This window comes from Paenibacillus sp. An7 (assembly GCF_009870785.1).
Taxonomy (GTDB): domain Bacteria; phylum Bacillota; class Bacilli; order Paenibacillales; family Paenibacillaceae; genus Paenibacillus.
On the sequence record NZ_WTWX01000002.1, the window covers coordinates 141057 to 155443 of the forward strand.

Sequence of the window (14387 nt, forward strand, 5' to 3'; positions counted from 1 at the left end):
ATAAAAAAGGAACCTCATCTATAATAGATAAGATTCCTTTTGTGCCCTTATTTTATTTTTAAATAGTTAATGTAAAATGTAACCGTCCAGATAATCTTTCATTAGATGATTCGATACACGGAGTGCCTCCGCTCGATCTGAAGCAGGAACGGAGATCATAAGTCCATCGTCTCCGCTCCAATTCCCCCCTTGGTTACCTTCTGCTGAATATCGATCCATCACCGTAATTGTTACCTCACGAAAGGAACGATTCACAAAGATGGTTCCATACAAAAAATGGATAATCCCTTCATCTTCATTATATTGATATAGCATAATCCCACTAAGGTCTTTTCCCAAATTAATCTCTAGTTGTCTTTGATTCTCCGGAACAGGTATTTCTTCGCCTTCAATTGTGATCGTTCCTACAAATCTTTTATTTCCTGTAAGGCTTGTATATACGGTGCCATTCATATCTATGGCTATAGACTTTTCCTCTCCAATATGCTCCTCACCTAATCTATACTTTATTCCTTGGGCATGTAAGTGGGTGGTCTGAGGGTATATGGATATCAGGGTGAAGGCGAGGAAGGCTATACTAATAATAAGGATCGATAAGCCTATTTTTTTCTTCAATACCATTCTCCTTAATCCTCTTATTCCGGCCGCATCATAAAGCGGAGTCAATATGGTTCCTTATGAGTGTGCTGGCAAGATCATTATTTAGCGTTTAGAGACTAAATCCCTTAATTTGTTGGCATGATCCACTGATATTTCATATCCCTGACTTGTATTCTCCTGATTCACCAGTAATCCCTTTACGGTTCGATGTGATCCTAAAGATAGATGATAATTTGTAGTTACATCGTTTGAGTAGAAAATGGTCATATTATATTCTGCACTGTAATCCAGTTCTCCCAAATTCTCTACTGCCGTATTCATTGCTTCTTCAAATAGCTTAATTGATTCCTCATCATTAAAGGATTGATTCTCACACTACACTTCTGATATTGGAGTGTTGCATTCTAGCTCCATAGAGGTAATGGAGGTAATGGAGGTAATGGCATCCTTCGGCTCGGTCTTCGTACAGCCTGTAATAAACATGAGAACTATTGCGATAGCTACCACGCATCTTATATTAATTAGACTCACACCTTTCCGTATCCAGATGAGTAATACAATTATATAACTTACAATCCCAGCTTAACTCTACTTTATTTAACATCGTTACCGATGTGTTGTGTAAATGTTCTGATGTATCAAAGTGCGGAATTAATTTTTTAATGATAAACCAATCAGCGCTCCGTGGCTTACAATCAATACTTTTTTGTCAGGATGCCTTTCTGAAAGATCCATAAAACATCCGACACCTCTTGAAATAATGTCATCATTCGATTCAATACCCGCTATACTTTTTTATTTGGTATCCGTTCCCCATATTTTTTCTACAAAAGCAGCTTCCTCTTCTGGCGTCATGATCCCTTTTGCTTTACCAATATTCCCATTCTCTAGTTTCCAGAAATAATTATGATCTTTATCGATCTCCGAAAAATCTCCAGCCTGCCATTTCATCGCGATCTTGAGCATGTTTTCGTATAAATCCCAATCGGTTCCTTTGGTTTCGATGACTTTAATAATCTGTTCGATCCGTTCAGGAGTCATTTGAATCGAGTTCCATTTATCCGAAGCAACCACTTTCTGATGTGTCATATCATGCATCACTCGAACAACACTTGACTTCATAACATATACATCATCTTTTAAGGCAAGAGCCATTGCTAAATCAATTTCTTCATCCGTATCGGTCGTTTTAATTTCTCCGATCACGCTTAATGACTCGCCGGGTTTTAATGTCTTTTTGACCGCTCCGACATCTTCTTTTATGGATTGAGTTGTATTGTAATTAACAATATAATAAACAGCTAGGGTGGCTGTTATGACTATAAATACAGATAATATGGAAATGGTAATCTTTTTCTTAGTAGACATCTATAATTCCCTCCATTGCTCGCTTTTGTCCAAATCAAAGTCTATGTCTCACCTGCAGTAGCTATGGATCGTTAAAATAAATTAATGGCTAAATTCTTATTTTTTAATTCCTCCTATATTTTAAATAATTTTCTAGCTACATTAATACAGACGTTTTCAACTAAGGAATGTTTCATGGGAACAAAAAAAGCCCCAGTTTCCCAGGGAATCTAGAGCCTATGAAGGCGATCAACCATCTATTGAAAAATTATTTTTTAGATCTGATATACGATCTCTTTCGAAAATCAAACTAATTCGCTTTTTGATGGTTCAAACAATCTAAAAACAGCTGAAATTTCGGTTTTAATGATTTTGATGATTTAAGTAGCGCTAACTGCACTATATCTATTGATCAAGAACTTAAGCCCGATGGAGATTATCTTGTTGGCGAGGGTGGCACTGGTGAACTCCTTATTAAAGGAACAAAATCAACCCAACCCTCACTGGCTAAAGTAAAGGACATCGAAAAAGTCATGAAACTCAGCCAGTGTAGGATGATTGCCTGATTCGTCTCCTACAAATCCTTCTTATTCAAAGTTAACCTAACTTACTTTCTTTTTTTACGACGGAAAAGCGAAATTCCTCCGAAACCACTGATAACAGCGATGTAAAAGCCAAAATCATACCACCATCCTGTGTTATAGATTTCATATAATCTGATGTTATCGCTGAATAAACCGAGTATTAATGAGATCGGAGCGATCCATCCATGCCATACTCCACTAAAAAATCCCGCAAGATCCTGAGCATTCTTTGCTCCATCCCCAGGCACACACCCCGTCAAAAGAGCTATGATGCTAAATAACATCGCCATAAAGAGAAAATGTCTTGTTTTCATATTCATCACCTTCTTTCTGATTATTAAATTCTACCCTCAATCTATGTAAGTGTTATATAGTCTATGATGTTTTGGTACTATATATTATTCCATAATTATACATATTATATCCTTGTGACGATAGCCATTTAAGCAAGCAATACGTTAGATTATAGTAATCTCATACACTACTATTTACTAATAATATGTAAATCAAAAATTTCTACTTACACTTTTTCAATGACTGTGATATGATTTCCAAGGCTAATCAGAATGGTGACCCCACTGATTGGCCTATTTCACATGTATATTTACTGGAGGCAACTATGACATCACAAGAAAAACAATCAGTACAAATCGTTACAGCAGATCCAAGCGGAATTGGCCTATTTGGCTTAGCAATCGTAACGCTTGTCGCATCTTCACAGAAGCTTGGTCTCACAACAGGACTAAGTTACGTAATTCCTTGGGCTATTTTCCTTGGTGCAATCGCCCAGATCTTCGCTGCTGTTCAAGACGCAAAACATAATAATACGTTTGGGATGACGGCATTCGGTGCCTATGGCTTCTTCTGGCTCGGAGTAGCGAGCAGCTGGTTAATGAAAATGGGCGCATTTGGTCCGATTTTGGCCGCTGATATAGATGGGAAACAGCTTGGCTTCGCTTTTCTAGGTTATTTGATATTCACACTATTCATGACGATCGGTGCTATGGAAACCAATAAAGTACTGTTCATTATATTTGTGTTAATTGATTTTCTTTTCTTAGGATTAACACTCGACGCATTTGGAGTTGCACCTCATGTGTTCCATACCATGGCAGCCTATGCGGAAATGAGTATTGCTATCGTGTCCCTATATGGTTGTGGCGCATCTGTTCTTAACGCACATTTCGGACGCCGTTTCCTTCCGATTGGCGCGCCATTCGGCATTTTTAAATAAATTGCTGTCTAGGTAACTAGATAATACAAAAAGCTCTGATAGATCAATCTTTTGATCTTATCAGGGCTTTTTTTCACTGATTCAAAAACTATTTATTGTATAACCGTTTTGTACCAACGAGAGATAATAAGTTACAAGTATAATAATGAATATATTTTCCATTATCGAAAGGAGTGATGTGATATGAAGAAGATCCTTACTGTGGTGGTTGTTAAGGAGAAAACACATTTATAGTCACAGAGGAATTCCTCTGTGATATCAAAACTACGGAGGAATTTATGTGAGTATTGAGCTAAAACCAGTATCAATTGACAACTGGTACGACTGTACCAAGTTACATGTAAAGCAAGAACAAATTAGCGTTTTTCCTGCCCCTATTGTTTACTGGATTGCAGAATCTAAATATGTTGATGATTTTGAGCTGCGAAGGGTATATTCCGGGGCATTACTAGTCGGATTTATTGTTTTTTGTAAAAGCCCTGATGAGGATGGTAACCACTGGATACCTGCGCTTATGATTGATCAGAATCATCAAGGCAATGGTTATGCCAAAGCAGCAATGAAAAAGTTGATTCATCTTATGAAGCAAAATGGCTGTAAGAAATTAATGATCGGACACAGACCCGATAACTTTATTGCTGGGAACCTTTATGAATCTTTAGGTTTCCAAAGGGCTAGCGAAGACATAATTGACGGTGAGATCATTCGTTTTCTACAGCTTAATTAAACGGTATGGGGTGCGATAACAAAAGACAGGAGCCGGATTTCGGCTACTGTCTTCAACTAATGTGCTCTAAAACTGACTATTCATTTTCGCTAACGATACGTTTGATTTCTTCTTTAAATGAAATTAAATCTTGTCCAGCTACCATCGCTTTGGTTTTCTCTTGTTGATTTACAGAGAATACTTGATCGCCTTGAATTTCATATTTCCCCTGATACTCGCCAGCCACATAATAGAGTGGTCCGACCTCAGCCTTCTGTCCTGCCTTTAAAAATAATATGTATCTTTCATCTGGCTTCATAAGTGGGTTATCTCGCTGAATAGTAAGATCACCCGTTTTTTCCCTTGCCTCTTCCACACCAACTTGTTTTAGAATAATTTCCTTCTCTTCACCATTGCCTTTTAACAGGTCTATAATCGCAGCATTATACAACGTAGAATCTTTTTCCGCATCTTCGCTATGGATATCTATTATCTTAACTTCAGCAATTACATCTGAGGCTGCTTCGAGTTCTTCTAAGCTTTCATATGAATATGCCAAGCTGCCTGAAGAACCTCCAAAAACAGCCTGAGAATTAGGATCGCTTCTTGTTATGGATATTTGTTCAGTTGCCGAAACATTTTTTTCTCGAGGAGCGGAAGAACATCCTGCAAGAAATACAACCGTTACGATCGAACCAACAATTACCTTCACATTTTTCAATTCCATCTCCTCACTTTCATAATTCTAAACGGTTCATCCTTGAAAAAGGTTGTCATAATTCAATAATCAACAACCTCGAGCCTCTCAGCAAACAGAAACTCCGCAATTACTAAATCTTCTTGAACCTGACCAATTAATCTCACGGATTTAGCCTCCATAAACTTAGATTGAGCATTTTTTCTCTGCATTACTCATTAATCAGTTCTTGAAGTCTTAATAAGATATCAGTAACATGTCCTTTTAGTATCACATCAATAAAAAGACCCTCATTAAACCGATCCCCTCGAATATAACTAGTCATTAATTTCCTAAGGGTTTCTAAATCTGCATTCCTAATTTTATCTTGTACATTATTATTCACACTTTTAAATTCATCATTTTCAGTGATCCACTGAACCCAATCAAAAACGAGTAGAAATTTGGTATCATATAGTTCTTTTCTAAATTGACTTACTTCTGGGCTTTCTATCCTCCAACCCTTGCTCTCAGTAAAAAAGACACTACGGTCATTCTGAAAGAACTCAAGATAGTTTGTTAATCTCTTTATTTGTAATACATCCATTTTCGAACTACCTGCTCCATTCTATAAATAAAATTTGATTTACTAAAGAGTGCGTACATCACAGCATTAAACAACGAAAACAGTGGAGATTTTAAACATGATTGCTTATCTAAGCACTATTGTTTAAACTTAACACCGAATAGATAATTTAACACTATTTGGAAAAGGGTTAGGAGTGGATTATGGAAAAATTTAAGAAAGAATTTATCCTTAATACTTTTATCATATCGATGGTTCTGGCTTTGATTTCAAGCTGGATTGGAGCAAAAATAGTTGTAAACCATTCAGTATTAAGCAATAGAGACGATTGGGCTGTACCCTTTTTTGTTCTTTTCCTTATCTTATATGCCTTTAATCTTGCGATGAGTATCGTTAACTATGTAATTGCGATAATGGTTGGCAACTTCATTTTACGTTTGTTCATATTTAATATCTTAGGTTTAATCATTGCTGTCATCGCTTGGGTTTCCAAAGGTGAGAGTATTTATTTAGCAACTTTCATTTATTCAACTTTTATTGTATTTTCTATTGTGGCTTTAGTGATCAACCAGTCAAATGGTAACCCTCAAAAGTAACAAGCAGCATATAAAAGGAGTTCTAGAGAATTTCTAGAACTCCTTTTTGTGAATTGCTTATTTACTTATCATGATTTTACGTATCTGTATCTATCCACTTGTTCGAAAAATATTGCTGTACGATCTCATGTAAATACGAGTTAAGTTTGCTCGGCACCTTTATTTTTTGCTCTTCTTTGATGCAATCCAGAAGACGAGTATCACAATGGGGATAAAGATAAACCATGGAATATTGATCGTGCTTTGTGTGATTAACGCGAGAAGCATCAATCCGATGACACCTATAATAAGCCAGAGACACCCTCTACCCAGCGTTTCCACGCGTGTAATTCCTCCCTCCAATAATGGGATTGCAATTTCTAGATCAACTACAATAACTGTATGTCTTTAATGAGGTTCACATACCAAGAATACAGGGACCTTTATGGACTTGGTCGACTTGGTTATGATCAATATTCTCCACGCATCAACTATCAAAATAGATGGTTGGAGGTTTCATTAAAAATTTATGTAAATCTTTATTCATCCCAATCCCAATCTTGATTATAGAATACAAGATTTGAAGTTGGTACAGCAGGAAATGGAAAAAGTCGAAAACCACGTTCGTTTGCTTCCCTCGAATATAAGAATAGAGAATTCGAAGAATCAGCATAATAATTTTCATGACATGTACCTTTTTGAAAATGATGCTGCTGTATATCTTTCTTCTCGAGATCAGTAGATAGGATTGCACTATAACACTCACATTGTTCATTACTAGTAATCACTTGAAAGAAAATCCTTTGATTTAAATATAACGGCTTTTCTACATCCTTTACACTGTAGGATTCCTTACTTCCCTCTATTAATGTTGATAATTCACTACACCGATATCTAAACTCAGGGAATTTCAAAAGAGATTTAGCATCTTTCAAAAAGATAGAAATTTTACCGTTTTCAACATCAAGCATCTTTATTCCATTCAAGTTGCTGTACAAAATAGTTCGATCATCAAGCCAACAGTAGGATCTGCAGGATACTTTAAAATGTTCAGATTCATTTGTTGACCTATTATAAAGACAAATTCGTTGTGAATCAGACTTCCACCGCAAATATGCTAATTTTTCTTTCGAGGGACTTATGGATAAATGAATTGGTGCGTATGAAACTCTACTAAATTTATGGATAGGCTCAATCTGACTTGTTGAAATCGTAATCCGAGAGATATGATTCCCCGTATTTATTAATAAAAGGTCATGGCTCAACCAGACAAGATCTGTTCCATTTATTCCTTCAATTATCGTATTACCATCCTCGGAGTTATCAAGCCCTATGATCTCTAGGACACTTTCCCCATTAAGCAATATTCCTGAAATTGCGACTTTTATTTCATCTTCATCTAAAGCAAGTCCATCAATCTGACTAAATTTACTTATATCAAATGTCTGCAAAACAGTACCATTGCTAATTATCATTTTTTTATCCGCAGTTATCTTATATTGAAACATAAGTGACCTCTCTCTTTGTTTTGCTATGCGAGGATTTTCGATAACGTTCAGGTATTCACGAATTCCCCAGGAAGTTGTCACTGAATCTACTACATGCCAAAATCCTCTTCTTATCATCCTGTTTGAATAGTATGAAACTTGTATGTGATGAGATATGTAATGAGAACTCATTGACCTTTTCAAGTTAACCCCAAAACAATCCATTATGCCCTTCATCCACGATCTTTAACTGTGTTTCAAAATCTTCATTTGGTTCTATATCATCTATAAAATGCCATTTCCCTTTACTGTCTTGCCAGTATACTTTCCATTCCTTTTCATCTAATCTAAACTGAGCTATTGGCATCTGCACCCATTGATCACTTTTGTAGCCCTGTCTTTCTTCTATTAATGTCACATGTTTTCCTCTGATCTTATAACTGATTTTAATCTGGTCTTTCACGTGTTCTGGTACTGCATTTTCAGTGTACTTGTCCATGATCTTCTGAATTCGTTTCTTCGTAAAATCATCCATGTATTCTGTCTCTCCTGCCTTAATCCGTATTGCTTTGATTATATCACGATGATGTCTCATAACGTTCTTGTATTTACGAGCCCAAGAGGCTTAAGGCAACAAAGTTGCCGGGTTGACAAACCTAAAAATCGGAATGTGACGCCTCTCCGAAAAAATCTCGCCATCATGCATTCTCAAAAAAGAAAAAGCGAGGAAAGCAAATCGCTCCCTCGCCCTTGATATAATTTTATTTTAACTATCTATCAGTTTGCTGTGTTACGGCTTAAAATAGCCGCTGTTTGTGCCCGTGTGATATTCGTGTCTGGCTTGAAGGTACCGTCCGGATAACCATTGACAATCCCTTGCTTAACCGCCCAAGCTGTAGCAGAAGCATAGTATTTTGTACTTGTCACATCTGGGAATCCAGAATCCGCCGTAATATCCGGTGAACCGGCCATGCGGTAAAGAACAGTAACCATCATTCCGCGGGTCATATTGTCATTAGGTCTGAATGTACCGTCATTGTATCCCTCCACAATTCCCTGTTTAGCAGCCCAAGCAACAGCTTTAGCATAGTACTTATCACTAGATACGTCGGAAAATGCAGCATCTCCTGTAACATCCGGAGAATCTGCCATACGATACAAGATCGTAGCCATCATCCCGCGAGTCAGATTCATATTAGGACCAAAAGTAGTACTCGACATACCGTTCATCCATCCGTTTTTTACTACATTAGTGATATCGTCAGCATACCATGCATCCGCAGCCACATCAGTAAACATAGAACTAGCTTTAAAATCAGAAACACCAGAGAAAGCATTCACTTTATCCGTCATGTAAAATACAGTCGATGCCTGACCTGTGGAACTCTCGCCATTTGCTCCTGGCATTTCGCCATCTGGCGGAAGTGCAGGTCTTTGACTATCATCAGGTAGTTCAGGTCTTTCACCATCTGGCATTTCGCCATTACCAGGCGCTTCACCATCAGGTAGTTCAGGTCTTTGACCATCCTCAGGAAGTGCAGGTCTTTGACTATCGTCCGGAATTTCAGGTCTCTCACCACCTGGACCTCCCATACCCACATCGGTACCTGTATACTGCTGCTTTGTCGCCTCTTTAGAAAAGCCCGTTACCGTAGAAACATCGTACAGACCGTCTACTTCTTTACCGTTAACATCGCCGCCAACATAAATGTTATACGACTGACCTACCTGAAACTCAGGACTACTAATAACAGCACCCTGATATCCTCGGTAGTTTTCACCTGAGGACTCGTCCTTTTCCGGATCATAAGCAAATACGACTTTCCCTTCTAAATCAGTAACAATAATCGCTTCCTCGGCATTTTGAGAAGAAGCAAACTGAAGGTTCATTGTCACTTGCTTAGAGTCACTTTCAGCCCAGTCCATAGTCGAACCAGTCGCTACTACATAACCGCCATTAATATAGCTGCCATTGTCGGAATCTAGGCCAGAATCGGATTGAGGTTTAGCTAGAGAAATCACTGTTCCGCCGTTAATGACTAGATATCCGTTAGAATCGATTCCGTCACCTTCCGATCCCAAGCCTGCCACAACATGCAGACTTCCGCCGTTGATCGTAGTAACAGAGACACCATCTTCGTTTGTATTGATACCATCGTCCTGAGACTGAATGTTGATCTTACCGCCATTGATGGTTAGATGCATCTCTGTATCCATACCTTCGTTGTCAGCAGTTAAGTTCAACACGCCTGTGCCCAGCTTCTCACCATTCACATTCATAGACTGGACGGAGTAGAATGCACCGTCATACTTATACTTTTTCTTCTTCTGATCATTGTCTTTGTAAATACGAGCTACATGAGAACCGCTAATATTGTTAACAGAACCGTCAGCCAGAATTACATTCGCACCCGCATCCGTTGTATCCTGAGTTGCAGATGCTGTGTATTCTTCGGTTTCTCCGTTATCATAAGCGATCCAAGCCTGATCACTCTCATATACATTGTAGAAAATTACAGCCGGAGCAATGGTACAGTTGATATCTGCACCATCGAGAATCAAGTTTACAACCGCGCTAGGGTCTGTGCGGCGATCTTCACCGAGGTCAACCACTATCTGTCCGTATGACAATTTACCGGAAATTCGGTAAGTGCCCTCTTTTGTAATCGTTACAGCTGTGTGTAGTGCAGCTTCCTCTTCGGAATGCTTTTCATCTTCCGTTCCTTCCCCGTAGGGATTTCCACTTTCATACGTATCTTGGTCATGGTAATAAATAATCTCTCCACCGACGTAAACGGGTGATTTCGAATCTTTCGATGCAGCCTCACCGTCTACAGTGATACGATCGTCGCTGAGGACAATATCTACTACATCCGTTTCATCTACAGTAGTTTCTGCAGCCATCGCCGGACTCACCCATAGGACTGCCAGCATAACCATTGCTAGTGTTAGCGACAACATTCGTCGCAGGTGAAAACGATTCCTCATAGCAAAATCTCCTTTTCTCCGCAGCCAGTAAAAACTGGGCCACCTATTATGTATACTTTTTGGCGGGAATAAAGGTCCGCCGTAAGTAACATAAATTAGTTTAGTAGATAAACATTAAATAGTTCTTAATAAAAACTTAATAAAAAGTAAGATGTTTTTGTTATTCATAACGCTCAGTGCGGCTTCTAAAGCAAAATAAATAGGAGAAACATTTGTCTATTTACCAAAATTAGTATATTTTTAAACTAATTCCTTTTTGCTGAACAAAGGGATGATCTCCTAACTAAAGGCGGGGTTATTTTTGAAGAAAAGATTTAAATATATTGTAATAGCTTTATTATCAGTGACGCTTATTGCAACGACGGCTATTGTCTATTCTAATAATCAAGAAAGTGCTGCTGATCCTTACAAACAGATTACGCACTTATCTGCTAATTCTCTTCATTTGCAAGAGATTGATAAGTTAGACGAGTATGCCGAACTGATCGTAGTGGGTTATGCGACGGAAGACTTTTCGAATAGAGAACATAACCTAGAGGTTTATGCAGACAATTACCTGCAGGATTCCTCCACTAGAACAAATATCAAAATCGATAAAATAATAAAAAAACCAACCGACTTTCCAGAAGACCAGAAAGAGTTGACTATCATTGAACCTGTTAGTCTTCATGAAGGAGAGAAGTTTACAGTGGGAAATTATATAGAGCTCAGGAAAGATGAGCCAAGTGTGATTTTTTTGATGAAGAATAGTTTCGGTGATTACTCTTTAGTCAATGATAACTTAGGTAAAATCATGTTGACTGATGAGGTACCGGAAGCCCCTTTGCAAGCTTTAACAACATCGGAACTGTCAGAATACAATACATTCCGTAACTCGGTATTAAAGAAATATGGATTGAATGAACAACAATAAATATAGGGAGCTGCATTCCCCATATTACTTCTTTAATCCTACCTTTTGTTATTATTTATTTCTTGATTTTGTAGCCTTATAAATAATAGAGCCCAATAGCACTACACTGATTATTACGCATGATAATTCAATAAATTGGTTTTGATCATTCGTCAAAAGTAATATACTAGCAATTACAATTAAGCCGATGTTCTCTTTAATATGCTTATTATCCTTAATAAAGACACGATAAAATATAATTGAATATATAAAAGCAGACCAAACAATCGGAAATATGGCAAGAAAAGTATCCATCATAGTACTCCTCAGATTTTCATTTACTCAGTTTTTTTATCGTTCACAAATGCTTTTCCTATGCCTTTCTTCCTTGAGGCATCCTTCTCATAAAACGTTTTGAATCTGTTTCAAAACCGTATTGTTCATACAATCCATGAGCATCATGTGTCCCTAGTATTCCTGTCATCCATTCATATTCTTCTGAGTTAGTAATGATTTCAATTAATTTCTTTCCTATGCCTTGCCCCTGGTATTCTTTCATTACAAATACATCACACAAGTAATAAACTGTTGCTTCATCTGTGATCACCCGTGCGTATCCTATTTGCTTATCATTATGGTAAACTCCATAGCAATGAGAATTTTCAATAGATCTTATTATACGGTCTGGTGGTCTCCTATTAGCCCAATAACTTTGGGCTAAGTAGTCCAGAACTACTTGTCTATTTATTCTCTCTTTGTCATCCGTTATCAAATATTCTTTGTACAAGACCTCCACGATAATGCCCCCTATAAGATTGTCTTTAAGCACATACACAGATTTCATATAAGTTTTGTGTATCTTCGAACCCGAGAGGATTAAAGGAGCGCAGCGACTGGGTGGCTTCGCTGCTTAGCCTTGCAAGGTTGTTTCTGATTCAGCTTCTTTTAAAAATTCTTCAACAGACAAAGGAGCAAACGCAACGTGGCTTAGATACAATGTTAGCTGATGCCACTTCTTCTTTGAAATAAATTCATCAATCCTTCTTTATATAAAGGTATTTGTCTCTATTAAAAAACTTGCTGGATTTTGAAACATCTTCATCTTTAGGTGGTTTCAGCCAACGTCTCTCGCATTCACGAACCCTCACTGGCTTAAGGGCGCTAGCCTGGGTCCGACGGACTTAGCCAGTGGGGTTTTGTCCCGAGGAGTGAATGCCCCGAAGCTTGAATACATTGTTATATGGAGTTACCTTGAGCTACTTACAAAATCTCTCATGCCCTCTCTTAGCATGCTAACCCCTTCTTCTACACGCTTCATATTCTCTTCGTCATTCATATTATTCCTTGCATGTAATAATGCCGGTCTTAATGATTCTACTGAATTTCCAAATTGGTACATCCATTCATATCTAGGAACCATACATAAATGAAAGTGATGTGTTGTATCTTCATTATAAAAATAATAGACCTTATCAATTCCCAATCGTTTTCTTTGTTCACTTCTGAGCTTATGGATTAACGAAATAAATTCTAATCGCTCTTCATCTGTTAATTCATCCATGCAGTAAAAATGCCTCTTTGAAGCCAATATAACTAACCCTTTAATGGGGTAAGCAATATCCTGATGGACATGAAAGTTGCTTGATTCAAAAATTACTCCACCTGTTGAAGAAATCAAACCACTTGTCAATGCGCAGCTTACACATTCAACTTCTACTGATCTTCCATCAGCCAATGTAATTAGTCTTGGCATTATGCACCTCATTTTTTGATTTTGTTAAGAATTAGCATCGTAATTTCATATAACGTTTCTGTATTCACGACTCAGCGTATACTGAGTGTCCGACGAATGCCGGACCCAGGGCGTAGCCCTCAGCGTGAATATTATGTTTTGTGAAGTTCAACACTTTTTCTCAAACCATATCCATCCTTCTTTTTTCAACGAATCTTCCTGTATATTTTCGTTTTCCTTCAAATAATCTTTTGGAGAATAACACTGCTTTTTCATGAATTTTTCTCCGATGAGACAGCATAACATTGAATCGAAAACGTGATCACTTTTAATAGCTTCTTTACATATTTCTTTGTTAAAGAATATGTTTCTTTTCTTCATTTCTTTTAATAATTTCTCACGGACTTCTTTATTCTTTTTATAGTTTTCGTAGTCTTTCTTATTTGGAAAATTCGATATTAGCCAAGATTTGGGGTATACCTCAATAAAACCGGATTCAAAACTTTCATTATCCCATAATAACTGAATAAGTAAGTTTTCTTTTTTTATCTCATTTATCATATCAAGTGTTTTGAAAGAGGTTTTAGCTATTTTATCTGCACTCACATCAAATAATTGGTGGTCAATTTTCTTTGAACAAAATATGTCTGTCTTTCTCTTAAAAAAGTCTTCACGAGGCTTGTTTATATAATCTCCCGCCATATGATCATACAAATTTAAAGCAAACTTTTCAGGCCAACCTAAAGGTGCATCAAAACACAATAAAATCTGTTCTTCACTATATTTTTTCATATCTTTTACGATAGCTTTTGTTTTATCAGGAATTTCACTTACTTCCATGAAGGTATTTTTGTCAAAGTCATAAATAGAATATCCAATTCGTTTATCTTCTGTAGCTGAATCAATTCCAAATATTTTCATTTTCCACCTCTTAAAATTATTTATTTTTGAATTTCACATAACGTTCCTGTATCTACGAG

17 protein-coding genes and 1 pseudogene are annotated in these 14387 nt (G+C 37.3%); 4 read left to right on the forward strand and 14 right to left on the reverse strand.

The window, feature by feature from the left end; all coding sequences use genetic code 11:
- Nucleotides 1-66: 66 nt before the first annotated feature.
- From GQY27_RS03660 to GQY27_RS03680, 5 genes and pseudogenes are all read right to left on the reverse strand, one after another.
- The gene (locus GQY27_RS03660) at nt 67-615 is read right to left on the reverse strand and encodes a hypothetical protein (protein WP_160032181.1); all 549 of its coding nucleotides are present in this window, start codon (nt 613-615) and stop codon (nt 67-69) included.
- An 87-nt stretch (nt 616-702) separates the two neighbouring features.
- Nucleotides 703-951 (reverse strand): annotated as a pseudogene (locus tag GQY27_RS03665) (YhfM domain-containing protein); the annotation flags it as partial.
- A 300-nt stretch (nt 952-1251) separates the two neighbouring features.
- Nucleotides 1252-1335 carry a hypothetical protein gene (locus tag GQY27_RS22055; RefSeq protein WP_442950878.1) on the reverse strand — a complete coding sequence of 28 codons (84 nt, stop codon included), beginning with the start codon at nt 1333-1335 and terminating at the stop codon, nt 1252-1254.
- A 60-nt stretch (nt 1336-1395) separates the two neighbouring features.
- Nucleotides 1396-1968: a DUF6241 domain-containing protein gene (locus GQY27_RS03675; RefSeq protein ID WP_160032183.1), complete on the reverse strand. Its 573-nt coding sequence runs from the start codon at nt 1966-1968 to the stop codon at nt 1396-1398.
- Nucleotides 1969-2554: 586 nt separating this feature from the next.
- Nucleotides 2555-2845, reverse strand: a complete 291-nt coding sequence (locus GQY27_RS03680) for a hypothetical protein (RefSeq protein ID WP_160032184.1) — start codon at nt 2843-2845, stop codon at nt 2555-2557.
- Between the two features lie 305 nt (nt 2846-3150).
- On the opposite strand from GQY27_RS03680, the gene GQY27_RS03685 reads away from it, so the two are divergent.
- Nucleotides 3151-3765, forward strand: a complete 615-nt coding sequence (locus GQY27_RS03685; RefSeq protein WP_160032185.1) for an acetate uptake transporter — start codon at nt 3151-3153, stop codon at nt 3763-3765.
- Nucleotides 3766-4045: 280 nt separating this feature from the next.
- Nucleotides 4046-4492 carry a GNAT family N-acetyltransferase gene (locus tag GQY27_RS03690; RefSeq protein WP_160032186.1) on the forward strand — a complete coding sequence of 149 codons (447 nt, stop codon included), beginning with the start codon at nt 4046-4048 and terminating at the stop codon, nt 4490-4492.
- A 76-nt stretch (nt 4493-4568) separates the two neighbouring features.
- On the opposite strand, the gene GQY27_RS21665 is transcribed toward GQY27_RS03690, so the two are convergent.
- Nucleotides 4569-5192, reverse strand: coding sequence for a hypothetical protein (locus GQY27_RS21665; RefSeq protein ID WP_236570473.1), 624 nt, complete (start codon nt 5190-5192; stop codon nt 4569-4571).
- A 187-nt stretch (nt 5193-5379) separates the two neighbouring features.
- Nucleotides 5380-5754: a DUF6508 domain-containing protein gene (locus tag GQY27_RS03700; protein ID WP_160032187.1), complete on the reverse strand. Its 375-nt coding sequence runs from the start codon at nt 5752-5754 to the stop codon at nt 5380-5382.
- A gap of 182 nt (nt 5755-5936) precedes the next feature.
- Between GQY27_RS03700 and GQY27_RS03705 the strand changes: the two genes are divergently transcribed.
- The gene (locus tag GQY27_RS03705) at nt 5937-6329 is read left to right on the forward strand and encodes a hypothetical protein (protein ID WP_160032188.1); all 393 of its coding nucleotides are present in this window, start codon (nt 5937-5939) and stop codon (nt 6327-6329) included.
- Between the two features lie 159 nt (nt 6330-6488).
- Here GQY27_RS03705 and GQY27_RS21460 read toward each other — a convergent pair whose 3' ends face one another.
- From GQY27_RS21460 to GQY27_RS03720, 4 genes are all read right to left on the reverse strand, one after another.
- The gene (locus GQY27_RS21460) at nt 6489-6650 is read right to left on the reverse strand and encodes a hypothetical protein (RefSeq protein ID WP_201450673.1); all 162 of its coding nucleotides are present in this window, start codon (nt 6648-6650) and stop codon (nt 6489-6491) included.
- A gap of 197 nt (nt 6651-6847) precedes the next feature.
- Nucleotides 6848-7816, reverse strand: a complete 969-nt coding sequence (locus GQY27_RS03710; RefSeq protein WP_160032189.1) for a TolB-like translocation protein — start codon at nt 7814-7816, stop codon at nt 6848-6850.
- Between the two features lie 184 nt (nt 7817-8000).
- Entirely contained in the window at nt 8001-8330 is a 330-nt protein-coding gene (locus GQY27_RS21670) for a DUF3024 domain-containing protein (RefSeq protein WP_236570474.1), read from the reverse strand.
- A 242-nt stretch (nt 8331-8572) separates the two neighbouring features.
- Nucleotides 8573-10783 carry an S-layer homology domain-containing protein gene (locus GQY27_RS03720; protein WP_160032190.1) on the reverse strand — a complete coding sequence of 737 codons (2211 nt, stop codon included), beginning with the start codon at nt 10781-10783 and terminating at the stop codon, nt 8573-8575.
- A 301-nt stretch (nt 10784-11084) separates the two neighbouring features.
- On the opposite strand from GQY27_RS03720, the gene GQY27_RS03725 reads away from it, so the two are divergent.
- Nucleotides 11085-11696, forward strand: a complete 612-nt coding sequence (locus tag GQY27_RS03725) for a hypothetical protein (RefSeq protein WP_160032191.1) — start codon at nt 11085-11087, stop codon at nt 11694-11696.
- Between the two features lie 352 nt (nt 11697-12048).
- On the opposite strand, the gene GQY27_RS03730 is transcribed toward GQY27_RS03725, so the two are convergent.
- From GQY27_RS03730 to GQY27_RS03740, 3 genes are all read right to left on the reverse strand, one after another.
- The gene (locus GQY27_RS03730; RefSeq protein WP_160032192.1) at nt 12049-12471 is read right to left on the reverse strand and encodes a GNAT family N-acetyltransferase; all 423 of its coding nucleotides are present in this window, start codon (nt 12469-12471) and stop codon (nt 12049-12051) included.
- A gap of 450 nt (nt 12472-12921) precedes the next feature.
- A complete protein-coding gene (locus tag GQY27_RS03735; protein WP_160032193.1) occupies nt 12922-13428 on the reverse strand; it encodes an HIT family protein in 507 nt (168 codons plus the stop codon).
- 147 nt (nt 13429-13575) lie between these two features.
- Nucleotides 13576-14328: a DUF429 domain-containing protein gene (locus GQY27_RS03740; protein WP_160032194.1), complete on the reverse strand. Its 753-nt coding sequence runs from the start codon at nt 14326-14328 to the stop codon at nt 13576-13578.
- Nucleotides 14329-14387 lie beyond the last annotated feature (59 nt).

Excerpts from the sequence above, each read along its gene's own strand:
- GQY27_RS22055 (WP_442950878.1), bottom strand. The coding sequence starts at position 1,335 with ATGGATCTTTCAGAAAGGCATCCTGACAAAAAAGTATTGATTGTAAGC.
- GQY27_RS03675 (WP_160032183.1), bottom strand. The coding sequence starts at position 1,968 with ATGTCTACTAAGAAAAAGATTACCATTTCCATATTATCTGTATTTATA.
- GQY27_RS03680 (WP_160032184.1), bottom strand. The coding sequence starts at position 2,845 with ATGAAAACAAGACATTTTCTCTTTATGGCGATGTTATTTAGCATCATA.
- GQY27_RS03685 (WP_160032185.1), top strand. The coding sequence starts at position 3,151 with ATGACATCACAAGAAAAACAATCAGTACAAATCGTTACAGCAGATCCA.
- GQY27_RS03700 (WP_160032187.1), bottom strand. The coding sequence starts at position 5,754 with ATGGATGTATTACAAATAAAGAGATTAACAAACTATCTTGAGTTCTTT.
- GQY27_RS03705 (WP_160032188.1), top strand. The coding sequence starts at position 5,937 with ATGGAAAAATTTAAGAAAGAATTTATCCTTAATACTTTTATCATATCG.
- GQY27_RS03710 (WP_160032189.1), bottom strand. The coding sequence starts at position 7,816 with ATGTTTCAATATAAGATAACTGCGGATAAAAAAATGATAATTAGCAAT.
- GQY27_RS21670 (WP_236570474.1), bottom strand. The coding sequence starts at position 8,330 with ATGGATGATTTTACGAAGAAACGAATTCAGAAGATCATGGACAAGTAC.
- GQY27_RS03720 (WP_160032190.1), bottom strand. The coding sequence starts at position 10,783 with ATGAGGAATCGTTTTCACCTGCGACGAATGTTGTCGCTAACACTAGCA.
- GQY27_RS03735 (WP_160032193.1), bottom strand. The coding sequence starts at position 13,428 with ATGCCAAGACTAATTACATTGGCTGATGGAAGATCAGTAGAAGTTGAA.
- GQY27_RS03740 (WP_160032194.1), bottom strand. The coding sequence starts at position 14,328 with ATGAAAATATTTGGAATTGATTCAGCTACAGAAGATAAACGAATTGGA.